Below are 15,679 nucleotides of genomic sequence, written 5' to 3'. Positions count from 1 at the left end.
ATGAATAGAACAATGATTATATACATTCTGGGTTGCATACTTAAAACAGAGGGAGTGCTTATGGCACTTCCTTGTCTTGTTGCACTTATATATCACGAAAGTCAGGGAATTGCGTATGTAATTGTAGCAGTATTAAGTCTTATTGCAGGTATGCTTCTGACAATAAGGAAGCCTAAAGATTATATTATATATCTTAAAGAGGGCTGTATAGCGACATCTTTAAGCTGGATACTTATGGGAATTGTAGGTTCATTTCCATTTATGATAACTGGAGAGATTCCATCGTTTATTGATGCTTTATTTGAAACAGTTTCAGGTTTTACAACGACTGGTGCTAGTATATTAAGTGATGTTGAGAGCCTGTCACATTGCAGTATTATTTGGAGAAGCTTTACACACTGGATAGGTGGTATGGGTGTTCTTGTATTTATTATTGCGATTGTGCCACTCAGTGGTGGTTCTAATATTAATCTTATGAGGGCAGAAAGTCCGGGACCATCAGTTGGTAAGCTTGTACCGAAGGTAAGACATACAGCAAGAATACTTTATATTATATATTTTGGACTTACATTACTGGAATTCATAATACTTGTTATGGCTAAGATGCCGGTGTTTGATGCGGTTAATACATCATTTGCAACAGCTGGTACAGGTGGTTTTGGTATTAAAAATGACAGTATAGGCAGTTATTCTGTGGCTATACAGTGGATTGTCACGATATTTATGATACTGTTTGGTGTGAACTTTAATGCTTACTATCTGCTGTTCTTTGGAAGTATTAAGAAAGCACTTAGTATGGAAGAAGTAAGGGTATATTTTGGAATAATATTAGCAGCAATTACAGCTATCACAATTAATATTTATTCTATGTGTTCTGGTGTATGGGATGCAATTACCAAGTCGGCATTTCAGGTTGGTTCAATTATAACGACAACAGGATTTTCAACGACAGACTTTAACTTGTGGCCACAGACATCAAAAACAATACTTGTATTGCTTATGTTTGTTGGTGCATGTGCGGGAAGTACAGGCGGTGGTATAAAGGTTTCAAGATTTGTAATACTTATTAAGACAATTATTAAAGAGCTTAACTCTTATATCCACCCTAGAAGCGTAAAGAAGATTAAGGTTGAAGGAAAACCGGTTGAACACGAGGTTATACGTTCTGTAAATGTGTATATGATAACATTTATATTAACATTTGTTGTATCAGTATTCCTTGTTTCATTAGAAGGAAAAGATCTGACAACTAACTTTACAGCGGTAGCGGCTACAATTAATAACATTGGACCAGGTCTTGAACTTGCAGGTCCAACACATAACTTTGGACATTTTGGCATATTAAGCAAGATAGTTATAGTATTTGATATGCTTGCAGGACGACTTGAATTATTTCCAATGTTATTATTATTCCATCCAGTGGTAATAAAGGAAATGTTAGCGGATAAGAGAAAGTACAGAGTTAAATAGAACAGATTGTATAGTTAATCAGATATTTAATATATATAGAAAGAATATTTTAGAAATACATTTAGATACTGTTAAAATGGAGAAATATAATGAAATTCGTTATACAAAGAGTTAATTCAGCAAGTGTAAAAGTTGATGGTAATGTCATAGGAAGTATAGGCAAAGGCTATCTTATACTGTTTGGTGCAGGCGAAGGTGACACAGAGGATATGCTTGTGCCATTTGCTGATAAAATATGCAAAATGAGAATATTCGCAGATGAGAATGGAAAGACTAATCTCTCAATTAATGATGTAGGTGGAGAAATGCTTATTGTCAGTCAGTTCACATTATATGCAGATTGCAGGAAAGGCAACAGACCAAGCTTTGTACACGCCTGTGAGCCAGATCTTGCCAATGAGTTATACGAGAAATTCGTAGCACTGTGCAGGGAAAGAGTTGCGAAGGTAGAAACGGGTGAATTCGGTGCGGATATGAAAGTGAGTCTTGAAAATGACGGACCATTCACTATTGTGTTAGACAGCAGAGATTTTAAATTATAAAATATAAGCTGTAAAATTAATGTTATAAATTAAATGTTGTAAATTAATGTTCAAAAGACTATTGAATTATTAGTTCTATTGTGCTATTTTATAAAAGAATTAAATAATACTTCAGGGCAGGGTGTCATTCCCTACCGGCGGTAAAGCCCGCGAGCATTATGCACGAACTGGTGGAATTCCAGTGCCGACAGTTACAGTCTGGATGGAAGAAGTAAAGTTGATATATTTAATTAGATAATCGTTGTTAAGCATATATTAAGATAATGTATTATGATAATAATATTATTAAGCTATTATAACTGTATTAGCTATTGATATTTGCAGAATATGTATTATATAGTTATTTAAGCCCTGGGAAGATTATTCTCAGGGCTTTTTTATTGATATTTTAAGAATGGAAAACCCATTATATACATTTATTAGAGAAAGAAGGCGGGTAATATTATGGCAATGACAGATGAAGAATATATGCTAAGGGCTGTTGAGCTGGCTAAGAAAGGAACAGGCTGGACTAATCCTAATCCGCTTGTCGGTGCAGTTATTGTTAAAGGCGGCAGGATAATAGGAGAAGGGTACCATAAGAAATATGGTGGACTTCACGCAGAGAGAGAAGCACTTGCCAGTGCAAATGAGGATGTGAGTGGTGCAACGATATATGTGACACTTGAGCCATGCTGTCATTATGGTAAACAGCCACCCTGTGTTAATGCAATTATTGAGGCGGGAATAAAAAGAGTGGTGATAGGTTCTTATGACCCTAACCCATTAGTTGCAGGGAAAGGCGTGGATATTTTAAGAGAACATAACATAACTGTTGATGACAAGCTTGTGTGTAGTGAGGAATGTAAAAGCCTTAATTATGTATTTTTTAATTACATAAAAGAAAAAAAGCCATATGTGATATTAAAGTATGCACAGTCCCTGGACGGAAAGATTGCAACGCATACAGGATTGTCACAGTGGATAACAGGGGAAACAGCAAGAAATAAAGTTCATATGGACAGGCATAGATATTCAGCCGTAATGGTTGGTGTTGAAACTGTTATAAAGGACAATCCTATGTTGACGTGCCGCAGTAAAGATATTGTTAATATCAACCAGCCGGCAAGAGTAATATGTGATACTAATCTCAGGACACCGCTTGATTGCAATATTGTACGGAGTGCGAAGCTGTACACAACATATATAGCTACAAGCTGCAAAGACGATGATAAGTGCAGGAAATACACTGAGGCAGGCTGTAAACTTATATATGTCAATAAAAATGATAATGATAATAATTCTCATATAGATATAAAAGAACTGATAATAAAGCTAGGACAGCTTGGCATAGACAGTATTGTGTGCGAGGGTGGAGCGACACTTAACTGGAGTGTTCTGGCAAGTGGTATGGTAGACAGAATACAGGCTTATATAGCACCTAAAGTATTGGGTGGTGTAAATGCTCTTTCACCAGTAGGTGGAATTGGTGTTGATACTCCCGATAAAGCATATGAGCTTGATGATTATACGGTTACAAGATTGGGAAAGGATATATTAATTGAGGGGAAAGTGAGGTGTATATAATTGTTTACAGGAATTGTTGAAGAAATCGGACATATAGTATCTGTTCAAAGACACGCATTTTCTCAGATTATAACTATAAGTGCATCAGATATTCTTGGGGGAACCAATATAGGTGACAGTATAGCAGTTAATGGCGTGTGCCTGACAGTAACGTCAATTGGCAGTAAACAGTTCAGTGCAGATGTTATGCACGAAACTATTAATAAGTCATCACTTGGAAATCTGCGGGCAGGAATGGCTGTTAATCTTGAAAGAGCAATGCCAGCTAATGGCAGATTTGGCGGACATATAGTAAGTGGACATATAGATGGTGTTGGCAGAATAACAAAGATAAGCAAGGATGATAACGCTGTCTGGTACACAATTAATGCAGGTAAAGAGATTATGCAGTTAATAGTTCCAAAAGGTTCAATAACAATTGATGGAATAAGCCTTACTGTAGCAGGGGTTAATGATGATAGTTTTAAAGTATCTGTAATTCCCCATACAAGGCAGGTGACAACATTATCACAGCGTAGAATCAACGATTGTGTCAATCTTGAGAATGATATTGTAGGGAAATACATAAAAAGATTGTTACAGACAGGCGAAAGTCTTGATGTAACAGCGGATGGACTGGGCGAGATATCCACAAGGCAGGATGTGTCAGTAAAAGCACAGTCATCACAAAGACAGAATACATCAGGGATAACAAGAGAGTTTCTTGGTAAATATGGATTTTAAAAAGGAGGATATATGTTTGAGTTTAACACAGTAGAAGAAGCAGTTGAAGATTTAAAAGCAGGTAAGATTATACTTGTCACAGATGATGAGGACAGGGAGAATGAAGGTGATTTCATATGTGCCGCTGAGTTTGCAACAACAGAAAATGTTAATTTTATGGCAACATATGGAAAAGGTCTTATATGTATGCCAATGAGTGAGGAGATAAGCAAAAAGCTATATTTCCCACATATGGTAGCAGACAATACAGATAACCACGAAACAGCATTTACAGTATCAATAGACCATGTTGATACAACTACAGGGATATCTGCAAAAGAAAGAGCCTATACAACAAGAATGGTAGTAAGTGATGATGCCAAGCCGGAGGACTTTAGAAGACCGGGACACAATTTTCCACTTATTGCAAGGAAGAATGGAGTTCTTGAAAGAAACGGACACACAGAAGCAACAGTTGATTTGATGAGGATTGCAGGACTTAAAGAATGTGGCTTATGCTGTGAGATTATGAAAGATGATGGCACAATGATGAGAAAGAACGACCTCATTGAACTTGCCAGAAAATGGAATTTAAAATTCATAACAATAAAGGCAATTCAGGAATACAGAAAATGCAACGAAAAGCTTGTAGAGTGTGTGGCAGTAACTAAAATGCCTACAAAATATGGAGAATTTGTTGCACATTGTTACATTAATAAATTAAATGGAGAACATCACGTTGCTTTAGTAAAAGGTGATGTTGGTAATGGAGAAGACCTTTTGTGCAGGGTTCATTCAGAGTGTCTTACAGGTGATGCTTTTGGTTCATTAAAATGTGACTGCGGACAGCAGTTTGCGGCGGCTATGACACAGATTAATGAGGAAGGCAGAGGAATACTGCTATATATGCGGCAGGAAGGCAGAGGCATAGGTCTTGTTAATAAGCTTAAGGCATATGCACTTCAGGACGAAGGAATGGATACGCTTGATGCTAATCTTGCCCTTGGATTTCCAGGAGATATGAGAGAATACTACATTGGAGCACAGATATTAAAGGATCTGGGTGCTAAGACATTACGTCTGCTTACCAACAATCCGGATAAGGTATACCAGTTATCTGATTTTGGAATGAAGATAAGTGAAAGAGTTCCAATTAAAATGGAAAAGACAGCTTATGATGGATTTTATCTTAACACTAAGAAGATAAGAATGGGTCATATGTTATAGATTTCATAGGATTGAAAGTTGAAAAAATCCGACATATAGCAGTATTGATGATTTATGAAAATTGTAATGAAATTAAATTAAAAAGACGAGGAGATTAATAGTTATGAGAGTATTAGAAGGAAAATTAGTAGACAATGGAACAAGAGTAGGTATTGTAGCGGCAAGATTTAATGAATTTATTGTATCAAAGCTGGTTGCAGGTGCACAGGACGGACTTATAAGACACGGAGTAAGCGATGACAATATAGACCTTGCGTGGGTTCCTGGTGCATTTGAAATACCACTTATTGCTTCTAAAATGGCAAAGAGCGGAAAATATGATGCAGTGATATGTCTTGGTGCAGTTATAAGAGGAGCTACAAGCCATTATGATTATGTTTGTGCGGAGGTTTCTAAAGGAATAGCTAATGTATCACTTAATACAGATATTCCAGTGATGTTCGGAGTGCTTACTACAGATACAATTGAACAGGCAATTGAGAGAGCAGGAACAAAGGCAGGTAATAAGGGATTTGAATGTGCAGAGGGTGCTATTGAGATGGTAAATCTTTCCCGTGAGCTTGAAAAATAACAAATTAATTGATTTTATCATCTGTCAAGGGTATATTGAAAGTAATGATAATATGTCTGTCTGGTTATTAACCAGTGTTAAGGGGTGATACCAATGATGATGAAATTAAAGAACAGAATATTAGGAATATTACTTTTGTTTATCCTGCTTCCACTAAGCATTTTTGGTGGATTTTCAATTTACCAGACGAATAGGAAGATTGACGATATGACAGAGTGCAATCTTGCGACGGTGAGTGAGAATCAGAGAATTAATATTAAGAATTTCTGTGAGGACAGGAAGTCCGAAATGGAGATGATTGCTAATTATGCTATGACACAGGCGGCAATCAAAGAAAGTGTAGGAGAGCCAAGTCCTTATGATGCAGGTAAAGTTGATTTAGAGTATATTAACAATGTGTTGAAGGAACGAAAGAAATATGGAGTGTTTGTTGCAAGTATATCTATATTGGACAAGGATTTCAGGGTAGTAGCCTCAAGTGAAAGTTATGAGGCAGGTCATACACAGTTATGTTATGTCTTGCGTTTGTATTCTTTGTCCTTGCTATATTTATTGTGCAGATATTTATTACAAAGAATGTATTAGCACCAATAGAACAGATAATGAATGTGTTTAATGATATCAAGGCTACACAGGACTATTCAAAGAGACTGCCTAAATCAAATAGTGTTGAGATGAACCAGCTTTCCGATGAAATTAATGGACTTCTCACACATATAGAAGATGAGAATATTCAGGAAAAGGAAAGGCAAAGACATTTAAGAGAACTTGCTGAGTGTGATCCGCTTACTGGAATTAATAATAAAAAAGCGATTGAGCAGAAAATGCTTGCTATGGTTCAGAGTGCAACTGATAAAAAAGTGCGTATAAGTGTTGGATTTCTTGATATTGATGATTTTAAAGATTACAATACTAATTATGGACATCAGGAAGGCGATAATGTAATCAAATTTGTTGCCAATACATTAAAGGAGAATTTTAAAGGTGAAGTTGGACGAAATGGCGGAGATGAATTTGTATTTGGTTATGAAGGGGATATAAGTAAAGAGGAACTTGATAGGAAAGTAAAGAAGGTCTATGATATTCTTAACAAGGGTTATACAAGAGGCGATTTGCTAAAGAATATGTCTGTTCCTTGTAGTATAGGTATTGTAACTGCGATAGGTGGAAGCTTTGATTATGCCAAGCTGTTAAAAGAAGCAGATAATGCAATGTATGATGCTAAGATTAATGGAAAGAATACATATGTAATAAGGGAGTTATAGGAATATTATTCCTATAACTCCCTTGGTTTATATAGTTTTAAGCATTTTTTACAAGTACAGCATAAAGTGTTCTTGAAAGAATACTTGCGACAACAAAGCATACAACAGCTTCAATTGCACCCTGTGTTCCGACAAATGCGATAACGAAAGTAAATGGATTGCTTGCAGCGAATTTAGTTACATAAGTCTGAATAAAATCAGTTCTATAGAAAAGTGCAACAAGTGTACTCATAAAGAGCAGTGTGTTAAGAAGTGGGCAGGCAAGGCTTGCGATGTAGTAAGATACCTTCTGTACACTGCGGATATTATGAAGTCCCTTGAATATAAGTCCTGTAAGAAGTCCCTCAAGTGTTCTTGGAACAACTGTAAGAATAATAGTGAATACAGGGCTGATATTAAATAATGCAAATGTAAATACAGAGCCGCCAGTTACTGCCTGATAGAGGCTTGTAAGTCCGAAAGTAAGACCACATATAAGTCCACCAACAGGACCAAGAATTATAGCACCAACAGCTACTGGAATTGTCAAAAATGTGATAGTAAGACCTGGAAGTTTAATGTATCCAAGTGGTGTAAAAGCCATAATGATAATAATTGCTATCATAGCGGCAAGTTCAACCATATATTTGGTTGTAAAAGTTTTGTTGGCAGTATTATTAACTGCACTTGTCTGGTTGTTATTCATAAAATCTCCTTTTCGTCTGATAAAACGGCAATCCTGTCTTTCAGACATTTTTAATTGTAGCGTTATGACAGATGGGATAAACACGAATAAGTGTATACAGATACCAAAATATCTCATATTAGTGTAAGTACATAAATAATGTAGATATACAGACTGGTATAAATTGATATACTATATTGTATATCAATCAAAATGAAATCAGAATATTAATTCAGCATATTTAAAAGTAAAAGTTCAGAATAAAATCTTGTTACACGCCAATTGAGGTCGCACATCAATTCTTTCTTCTACCATTAAAAAACTTCCTTGAAATAATTAAATAAATAATCCAATAATTATAAACTATAAATACCAATGATTACAGGTGATAATAATTACTGGCAGCTGATACATTTTCATCCGAATAACGCTCACGCGTATAATATCATACTTGATAATACAGGGCAATACATAGATTGGTTAAAATTGTATACAATGTTTATAAAGTATTAATAAATGTTTCTTATTTCCTTAATTTACATATTTTCTCAATAATGATAAGATAAGAAAATATCGTGGCAGACTACTTTATGTTATTGCCTGATTTGAAGAGATATAGTTTATGAAGAGTTTAATAGAAAGGAAGAATTATGAGCAGAATATTGAAAAGTATTGCCCCATACTGGAAATCAATAATAATTATTCTGTTGTTACTTGTGTTGCAGGCGAATTGTGATCTTGCACTTCCACAGTACACATCGAATATTATTGATGTTGGTATCCAGAATGGTGGTATAGGACATAGTATTCCAGAGAAGATTACTAAAGATGAATATGATATAGCGAAGATGTTTATGACGGACGAAGAGATAAGCATATGGGAGAAATGTTTTGAGGAACAGGATGACTTATATGTCCGTACAGAAAATAATGATAAAAGGTTAGATGAATATGATGATACACTTGCTATGGCACTGATTATTAATAATCAGATGTCATCAGTTACAGTCACACAGTTCAAACAGCAGATGGCGGCACAGATGGGCGTTGATGTATCTGAACTTGAGAACGTTTCAGTTGCAGACCTTGGAAAGAGAATGGGTGTGGAACTTGAAACATTTACTAAGGATATTGAAGATGCTGATGGTAATGAAGTTCCAACAGAATGTGTAGATATGAGAATTATATTCAAGGCAATGTATGATAATGGTGCAATGTCTAAAGATACGTTTATATCTATGAGAGATGAATTCCAGTCAACATTTGATACAATGGGTTCAACCCTTATATCTTCAATGGGAAAGGCTTACGCTAAGTCAATGGATGCAAAGGCTGGAATGGATATGAAGGCCATACAGAAAAGATACCTTTGGATATCTGGTGCTAAGATGGTAGGAATGGCACTTCTTATTGCGGTATGTACTGTATGTGTTGCATTCTTTGCATCAAGGGTTGGTGCTGGAGTTGGACGTGATTTAAGAGGAAAAGTATATAAGAATGTAATGAGCTTTTCTAATGCAGAGCTTGATAAGTTCTCAACAGCTTCACTTATCACACGTACAACTAATGATGTACAGCAGATACAGCTCGTATGTGTTCTTATATTAAGAATGGTTCTTTATGCACCTATTATTGGTATCGGTGGAGTTATAAAGGTAATGTCAACAGGTGCTGGAATGGAATGGGTAATAGCCCTTGCAGTTCTTGTAATTATTGGCTTTGTACTTTTACTTATGGCAGTTGCAATGCCTAAGTTCAAGCTTATGCAGAAGCTTGTTGATAATGTCAATCTTGTATCAAGAGAGATACTTACAGGTCTTTCTGTTATCCGTGCATTCGGTAGAGAGAAGAAGGAAGAAGAAAGATTTGATAAGGCTAATAAAGAGCTTACAAAGACAATGCTTTTTACTAACAGGGTAATGACATTTATGATGCCGGTTATGATGCTTATAATGAACTGTCTCTCAGTAGGTATTGTATGGGTAGGAGCTCACAGAATTGACAGCGGTGTTATGCAGGTAGGTTCAATGACAGCATTTATTACATATGCTATGCAGATTGTAATGTCATTCCTTATGCTTACAATGTTGTCAATTATGCTTCCAAGAGCGATTGTAGCAGCAGACCGTATAGATGAAGTTATTAATACAAAGTCATCAATAACAGATGCAGAGTCACCTAAGAGTATAAGCAATCCTAAAGGACTTTTAGTATTTGACCACGTTAACTTTAAGTATCCGGGTGCTAATGAAAATGCTCTTGAAGATATCAATTTTGTGGCTGAACCGGGGAAGACAACAGCTATTATAGGAAGTACAGGATGTGGAAAGTCTACACTTGTTAATCTTATTCCAAGACTTTATGATGCAACAGAAGGTTCAATAACTCTTGATGGTGAGAATATCAAGAATATCTCAATGAAGGAATTAAGAGATGAACTTGGTTATGTACCACAGAAGGGAATATTATTCTCAGGTACTATTGAGTCTAATATCAAATTCGGTGCACCAGAGGCTTCCATGGATATAGTAAAGGAAGCAGCTGAGATTGCACAGGCAACTGAATTTATTGAAACTAAGTCAGCAAAATATGAAAGTCCAATCGCACAGGGTGGAACTAATGTATCTGGTGGACAGAAGCAAAGACTTTCAATTGCAAGGGCTATTGCTAAGAATCCTAAGATATTTATATTTGATGACAGCTTTTCAGCACTCGATTTAAAGACAGATGCGGCACTTAGAAAGGCACTTGCTTCTAAGGTTACAGACAGTACAGTTATCATAGTTGCACAGAGAATAAGCACAATACTTCACGCGGACCAGATTTTGGTTATGGATGAAGGTAAGATAGTAGGAAAGGGTACTCACGAGGAACTTCTGAAGAATTGTGAGGTATACCAGCAGATAGCCAAATCTCAGATGTCAGCTAAGGAACTGGGAATTGACGGAAAGGAGGAAGCATAATTATGGCAGATAATAACTCATATAAGCAGACTCCAAGACGAAGAGGTCCAGGAGGCGGTATGGCTCCTGCAGAAAAAGCCAAGAATTTTAAAGGCTCAATAAGCAAGCTTATGCAGTATATTGGCAGATATAAGATTGCTATATTGGCAGTTATGATTATGGCGGCGGCTTCTACAGTATTTACAGTAATAGGACCTAAGGTATTAGGTAAGGCAACAACAGGTCTTTCAGAAGGCCTTATGAAAAAGATTACAGGAACTGGTGGAATTGATTTCTCATATATTGGAAGAATTCTTATAATTGTACTCTGTCTGTATGCGTGCAGTGCAATATTCAGCTTTATTCAGGGCTGGATAATGACAGGTGTTTCACAGAAGGTGTGCTACAGACTTCGTAAAGAGATATCAGAGAAGATTAACCGTATGCCTATGAAGTATTTTGAGAGCAGGACATACGGAGAAGTTCTTTCAAGAATAACTAACGATGTTGATACATTAGGAATGGGTCTTAACCAGAGTATAACAACAATTATTACATCAGTTGCTACAATGATAGGTGTTCTTGTAATGATGTTAAGCATTTCACCACTTATGACAATTATTGCGATAGTTATTCTTCCAATATCCGTTGGTCTTGTATCATTTGTTGTTAAGAAGTCACAGAGTTACTTTAAGACACAGCAGGAATATCTTGGACATATTAATGGACAGATAGAAGAAACATATGGCGGACATATGGTTGTTAAGTCGTTCAATAAAGAGAAGGATATGGTGGATACATTTGACAAGACTAATGCTGTATTATATTCATCAGCCTGGAAGTCACAGTTCTTCTCAGGAATGATGCAGCCTATTATGATGTTTGTTGGTAACCTTGGTTATGCAGGTGTTGCACTTTCAGGTGGTATGCTTGCTATCAATGGAGTTATCACAATTGGTGATATTCAGGCATTTATACAGTATGTTAAGAACTTCACACAGCCAATAACACAGATTGCACAGGTTATTAATCAGGTACAGTCTATGGCAGCAGCTTCTGAGAGAGTATTTGAATTCCTTGAAGAAGAGGAAGAAGAACAGATAGCTGCCAATCCAGTACCTACAGATAATATCAGAGGTGAAGTTGAGTTTAAGCACGTTAAGTTCGGATATAAGGAAGACCAGATTATTATTAAGGATTTCTGTGCCAATGTTAAGCCAGGACAGAAGGTTGCTATCGTTGGTCCAACTGGTGCAGGTAAGACTACAATGGTTAAGCTTCTTATGAGATTTTATGATGTTAATTCAGGAGAAATCCTTATTGACGGACATAATATCAAGGACTTTAACAGACGTGAATTAAGAGATGCATTTGGAATGGTTCTTCAGGATACATGGCTTTATAAAGATACTATTATGGAAAATATCAGATATGGAAAGCTTGATGCTACTGATGAAGAAGTAATCGCTGCGGCTAAGGCAGCACACGCACATCATTTTATAGAGACTCTTCCGGGTGGATATAATATGGAACTTAATGAGGATGCAAGTAATGTGTCACAGGGACAGAAGCAGCTTCTTACTATTGCAAGAGCTATTCTTGCTGACAACCCAATCCTTATCCTTGATGAGGCGACAAGTTCTGTAGATACAAGAACAGAGATTCAGATACAGAATGCTATGGATAATCTTATGAAGGGCAGAACGAGCTTCGTAATTGCCCACAGATTATCAACTATAAAGGATGCTGATATTATACTTGTTATGAAAGAAGGAGATATTGTAGAGCAGGGCAATCACGAAGAATTACTTGCTAAGGGTGGTTTCTATGCTGACCTTTATAACTCACAGTTTGAGGAGGCAGAAGCATCTTAAGCTATGAGAGATACATTTATAGAATGGCTTATTTTAATCAATATAATAACATTTGTTATATATGCACTGGATAAATATAAAGCAGTACATCATCTTTGGAGAATACCTGAAAAGACGCTTATATTCTTAGCAGTTATAGGTGGTTCTCCAGCGGCACTACTTGCTATGTATACAATAAGACATAAGACAAGGCATATTAAATTCACACTGGGTGTACCAGTTATACTTGTTATTCAGATAATCGTGCTTTATATTCTTTATACAAGATATGGTATATTTACAGGGTGAATATGAAGATTAAAGAAGTAATATGTTAAAAAAGTATAGATATAATATAGGACTGTGAATAAAAAAATCTGGGTTTTACGATTAACATACCGTTATGTGAGTTAATCATAAAATCCAGATTTTATTAATTGAAATTATATAATAAGTATTATAAGCGTCTGATTAACCAATAACGCCTACAAATCCGCATATCAGCACGATTATACCAAGTACAATTCTGTACCATCCGAACACCTTGAAATCGTGTTTCTTAATGTATCCCATAAGAAATCTGATAACGAAAAGAGATACAACGAAAGCTACAAGCATACCAACAAGGAGAATTATTCCTTCCTGTGAAGTCATTGAGTTATGAAGAAGGAACTTAACACCCTTAAGAAGGCTTGCTCCGAACATAACAGGTACTGCAAGGAAAAATGTATACTCAGCAGCAACAGTTCTTGAAACACCAAGAATTAGAGCACCGACAATAGTTGCACCTGAACGTGATGTTCCAGGGAATATAGCAGCGATAAGCTGAAAAAGACCTATATATGCAGCAAGCTTATAATCAATGCCTTCAATAGTTCTGACCTTGGCTTTCTTGCCGTGGTGCATAGTCTCTACAATAATAAATGCAATACCAAAGAGTATAAGCATAATAGCTACAGTTGTGTAGTTATAGAAAAGTTCTTCAAGCTTTTCATCAAATAATACGCCGACAATTGCGGCAGGTATGCACGAAACAAGAATGTGAAACCAGAGCTTGAATATATCACACTTGATATAAGCACCTGCACCCTCAGATGAGAGTGGTTCTTTATTATTGTTCTTTCCAAATGGCCATAACTTGTTCCAGAATAGTATAACAACTGCCATAATAGCACCAAGCTGGATAACTACCTCAAACATACTATAGAATGCATCAGATACTTTTAATGGCATAATTTCATTTAAAAGTATCATATGTCCTGTGCTGCTTATAGGAAGCCATTCAGTGATACCTTCGACAATACCAAAAAGTATCGCTTTTAAAATCTCTAACATTATTCCTCCAATCGGATACGGATATTGTATCATAAATATATGTATAAAAAATCTGTAAAATTCTTATATCCGTTCACTTTATTTTTTCTTAGAATTAATAATATGTTGTGATTATAATTCTGTTTCAGTTAGTATTCTCTCATTGCATAGAGATACTGTCAACTGTGAATTATCTAATTTACAACAAATTTTTATAAATTTCACTTTACACCGGTTATTGATAAAAAATATTGATAAGAGCCAATATGCGTGTTAAACTTATTCGGATATTTGATAATTACTAAAGCATATTTAATAAGATAACAAGGAGTCAGTTAATGGAAGTATATTTAAAACCAATAATATCAGCCTGCTATGTGTTTCCTATACTTGCTGTAATATTTACAATACCTTACATATTATATGAGTATCACAAATATGGTTCAATCCTTATACTTAGAACGGGGATTGTATATACATTTATATTCTATATGCTGACATCATATTTTATGACAGTGCTTCCACTTCCTCCAAGAAGCTCGGTTACACCAGATACTGCGAGTGTCCTGCTTGTTCCGTTTGATGCAATAAGGAGAATTATAGCTACAGCTAATGTCACTTTGTCACAGCCATCTACATATGTTAACCTGTTTAAATGTTTTGATTTCTGGCAGGCTGCATTTAATATACTGCTGTTATTTCCGTTTGGAGTATATCTTAGATATTATTTTAAAAGACCCTGGTGGCAGGTGCTTATATTTTCATTTGGGTACAGCCTGTTCTTTGAATTGACACAGATTTCAGGACTGTATGGAATATACAGATATCCATATAGGTATTTTGAGGTTGATGACCTTATATGTAATACATTAGGTGGAGTATTAGGTTATGTATGCACACCGCTTATAGTTTTTATGCTTCCGAAAAGGGATAGACTTGATGAGGCTGCATATAAGAGAGGACAGATTGTATCTGAATTCAGGAGAGGTGTTGCGTGGATAATTGATATGGTAATTATAATGATTCCAGTGCTGGCGGCTATGCTGTTGCTTTGGCACGAGCATATAATTACCAGGAAAATGGTGCTGGGTTCGGTATATGATGTGAGATATGTAGTTATTTTATCGCTGTATATCGTTATTGTGTTCACACTTACGACAAAGCTTACAAGAGGGCGGACAATAGGCAAGTCACTGGTTAATATACGTCTTATAGACTGCAAAGATATGGTTATTAATAAAGTTCCACATATAAAAATGTATAAGCTGTTTATAAGATATTTTATAATATATACAATAAGTGTACCCTCATTACTATATGCGTATAACTTTTATCGTATGGCGATTGAACTTGAAGGGGTAAAATTATGGGCAGTTACAGCAGGATGTGTGATATGTATTTTAATTACAATATATATGGCATTTGATTTATTATTGTGTCTGTTTAGCAGCACAAGAAATATGCTATATGACAGAATAACAGGAATTACGCATAGAAGTGACATAATAAGCAGGCAGGATAATACAAATTTAACAAGTTAAAGATAATATTTAGCCGAATAAG

The 15,679-nt window shown here is 35.8% G+C and carries 14 protein-coding genes and 1 riboswitch; of the genes, 12 read left to right on the top strand and 2 right to left on the bottom strand.

What is annotated here, in order from left to right; all coding sequences use genetic code 11:
• From WMO14_RS08615 to WMO14_RS08580, 8 genes are all read left to right on the top strand, one after another.
• Nucleotides 1-1,470, top strand: coding sequence for a TrkH family potassium uptake protein (locus WMO14_RS08615; protein ID WP_022501866.1), 1,470 nt, complete (start codon nt 1-3; stop codon nt 1,468-1,470).
• An 89-nt stretch (nt 1,471-1,559) separates the two neighbouring features.
• Nucleotides 1,560-2,012, top strand: a complete 453-nt coding sequence (gene dtd / locus WMO14_RS08610; protein WP_055175825.1) for a D-aminoacyl-tRNA deacylase — start codon at nt 1,560-1,562, stop codon at nt 2,010-2,012.
• 103 nt (nt 2,013-2,115) lie between these two features.
• Nucleotides 2,116-2,230: riboswitch (FMN riboswitch) on the top strand.
• A 232-nt stretch (nt 2,231-2,462) separates the two neighbouring features.
• A complete protein-coding gene (gene ribD, locus WMO14_RS08605; RefSeq protein WP_439655298.1) occupies nt 2,463-3,578 on the top strand; it encodes a bifunctional diaminohydroxyphosphoribosylaminopyrimidine deaminase/5-amino-6-(5-phosphoribosylamino)uracil reductase RibD in 1,116 nt (371 codons plus the stop codon).
• Entirely contained in the window at nt 3,579-4,301 is a 723-nt protein-coding gene (ribE, locus tag WMO14_RS08600) for a riboflavin synthase (protein WP_055175820.1), read from the top strand. It abuts the gene before it with no gap.
• A gap of 12 nt (nt 4,302-4,313) precedes the next feature.
• Nucleotides 4,314-5,507, top strand: a complete 1,194-nt coding sequence (locus WMO14_RS08595; protein ID WP_022501862.1) for a bifunctional 3,4-dihydroxy-2-butanone-4-phosphate synthase/GTP cyclohydrolase II — start codon at nt 4,314-4,316, stop codon at nt 5,505-5,507.
• A 103-nt stretch (nt 5,508-5,610) separates the two neighbouring features.
• Nucleotides 5,611-6,078, top strand: coding sequence for a 6,7-dimethyl-8-ribityllumazine synthase (gene ribH / locus WMO14_RS08590; protein WP_022501861.1), 468 nt, complete (start codon nt 5,611-5,613; stop codon nt 6,076-6,078).
• A gap of 93 nt (nt 6,079-6,171) precedes the next feature.
• Nucleotides 6,172-6,663, top strand: coding sequence for a hypothetical protein (locus WMO14_RS08585; protein ID WP_349153676.1), 492 nt, complete (start codon nt 6,172-6,174; stop codon nt 6,661-6,663).
• A complete protein-coding gene (locus WMO14_RS08580) occupies nt 6,588-7,343 on the top strand; it encodes a GGDEF domain-containing protein (RefSeq protein WP_022501860.1) in 756 nt (251 codons plus the stop codon). Before WMO14_RS08585 ends, WMO14_RS08580 begins: the two co-directional genes overlap by 76 nt.
• Before the next feature lie 37 nt (nt 7,344-7,380).
• On the opposite strand, the gene WMO14_RS08575 is transcribed toward WMO14_RS08580, so the two are convergent.
• Nucleotides 7,381-8,028: an ECF transporter S component gene (locus tag WMO14_RS08575; RefSeq protein ID WP_055175810.1), complete on the bottom strand. Its 648-nt coding sequence runs from the start codon at nt 8,026-8,028 to the stop codon at nt 7,381-7,383.
• Between the two features lie 629 nt (nt 8,029-8,657).
• Between WMO14_RS08575 and WMO14_RS08570 the strand changes: the two genes are divergently transcribed.
• From WMO14_RS08570 to WMO14_RS08560, 3 genes are read left to right on the top strand one after another with little or no spacing between them, the layout of a single operon-like run.
• Nucleotides 8,658-10,970 (top strand): ABC transporter ATP-binding protein, encoded by a 2,313-nt coding sequence (locus WMO14_RS08570; RefSeq protein ID WP_022501858.1) that lies wholly within the window; start codon nt 8,658-8,660, stop codon nt 10,968-10,970.
• A 2-nt stretch (nt 10,971-10,972) separates the two neighbouring features.
• Nucleotides 10,973-12,823: an ABC transporter ATP-binding protein gene (locus tag WMO14_RS08565; RefSeq protein WP_055306360.1), complete on the top strand. Its 1,851-nt coding sequence runs from the start codon at nt 10,973-10,975 to the stop codon at nt 12,821-12,823.
• Nucleotides 12,824-12,826: 3 nt separating this feature from the next.
• Nucleotides 12,827-13,111: a DUF1294 domain-containing protein gene (locus tag WMO14_RS08560; RefSeq protein WP_090139675.1), complete on the top strand. Its 285-nt coding sequence runs from the start codon at nt 12,827-12,829 to the stop codon at nt 13,109-13,111.
• A gap of 162 nt (nt 13,112-13,273) precedes the next feature.
• Here the strand turns inward: WMO14_RS08560 and WMO14_RS08555 are convergent, their stop codons facing one another.
• Nucleotides 13,274-14,137: an undecaprenyl-diphosphate phosphatase gene (locus tag WMO14_RS08555; protein ID WP_022501855.1), complete on the bottom strand. Its 864-nt coding sequence runs from the start codon at nt 14,135-14,137 to the stop codon at nt 13,274-13,276.
• A 317-nt stretch (nt 14,138-14,454) separates the two neighbouring features.
• Here WMO14_RS08555 and WMO14_RS08550 point away from each other — a divergent pair, with 317 nt between their 5' ends.
• On the top strand, nt 14,455-15,657 hold the full coding sequence (locus WMO14_RS08550) for a VanZ family protein (RefSeq protein WP_022501854.1): 1,203 nt from the start codon (nt 14,455-14,457) through the stop codon (nt 15,655-15,657).
• The last annotated feature ends 22 nt before the right edge of the window (nt 15,658-15,679 follow it).

This window comes from Lachnospira rogosae (ex Hitch et al. 2025), assembly GCF_040096455.1.
Classification (GTDB): domain Bacteria; phylum Bacillota; class Clostridia; order Lachnospirales; family Lachnospiraceae; genus Lachnospira; species Lachnospira rogosae.
The sequence above is the reverse complement of the archived record's forward strand: the minus strand, read 5'-3'. Positions and strand labels throughout refer to the sequence as shown.

What these genes read in the sequence shown, in the direction of transcription:
- dtd (WP_055175825.1), top strand. Translation starts at nt 1,560, where the DNA reads ATGAAATTCGTTATACAAAGAGTTAATTCAGCAAGTGTAAAAGTTGAT.
- WMO14_RS08570 (WP_022501858.1), top strand. Translation starts at nt 8,658, where the DNA reads ATGAGCAGAATATTGAAAAGTATTGCCCCATACTGGAAATCAATAATA.
- WMO14_RS08615 (WP_022501866.1), top strand. Translation starts at nt 1, where the DNA reads ATGAATAGAACAATGATTATATACATTCTGGGTTGCATACTTAAAACA.
- WMO14_RS08595 (WP_022501862.1), top strand. Translation starts at nt 4,314, where the DNA reads ATGTTTGAGTTTAACACAGTAGAAGAAGCAGTTGAAGATTTAAAAGCA.
- WMO14_RS08565 (WP_055306360.1), top strand. Translation starts at nt 10,973, where the DNA reads ATGGCAGATAATAACTCATATAAGCAGACTCCAAGACGAAGAGGTCCA.
- WMO14_RS08550 (WP_022501854.1), top strand. Translation starts at nt 14,455, where the DNA reads ATGGAAGTATATTTAAAACCAATAATATCAGCCTGCTATGTGTTTCCT.
- WMO14_RS08560 (WP_090139675.1), top strand. Translation starts at nt 12,827, where the DNA reads ATGAGAGATACATTTATAGAATGGCTTATTTTAATCAATATAATAACA.
- WMO14_RS08555 (WP_022501855.1), bottom strand. Translation starts at nt 14,137, where the DNA reads ATGTTAGAGATTTTAAAAGCGATACTTTTTGGTATTGTCGAAGGTATC.
- WMO14_RS08585 (WP_349153676.1), top strand. Translation starts at nt 6,172, where the DNA reads ATGATGATGAAATTAAAGAACAGAATATTAGGAATATTACTTTTGTTT.
- WMO14_RS08575 (WP_055175810.1), bottom strand. Translation starts at nt 8,028, where the DNA reads ATGAATAACAACCAGACAAGTGCAGTTAATAATACTGCCAACAAAACT.
- ribD (WP_439655298.1), top strand. Translation starts at nt 2,463, where the DNA reads ATGACAGATGAAGAATATATGCTAAGGGCTGTTGAGCTGGCTAAGAAA.
- ribH (WP_022501861.1), top strand. Translation starts at nt 5,611, where the DNA reads ATGAGAGTATTAGAAGGAAAATTAGTAGACAATGGAACAAGAGTAGGT.
- WMO14_RS08580 (WP_022501860.1), top strand. Translation starts at nt 6,588, where the DNA reads ATGTTATGTCTTGCGTTTGTATTCTTTGTCCTTGCTATATTTATTGTG.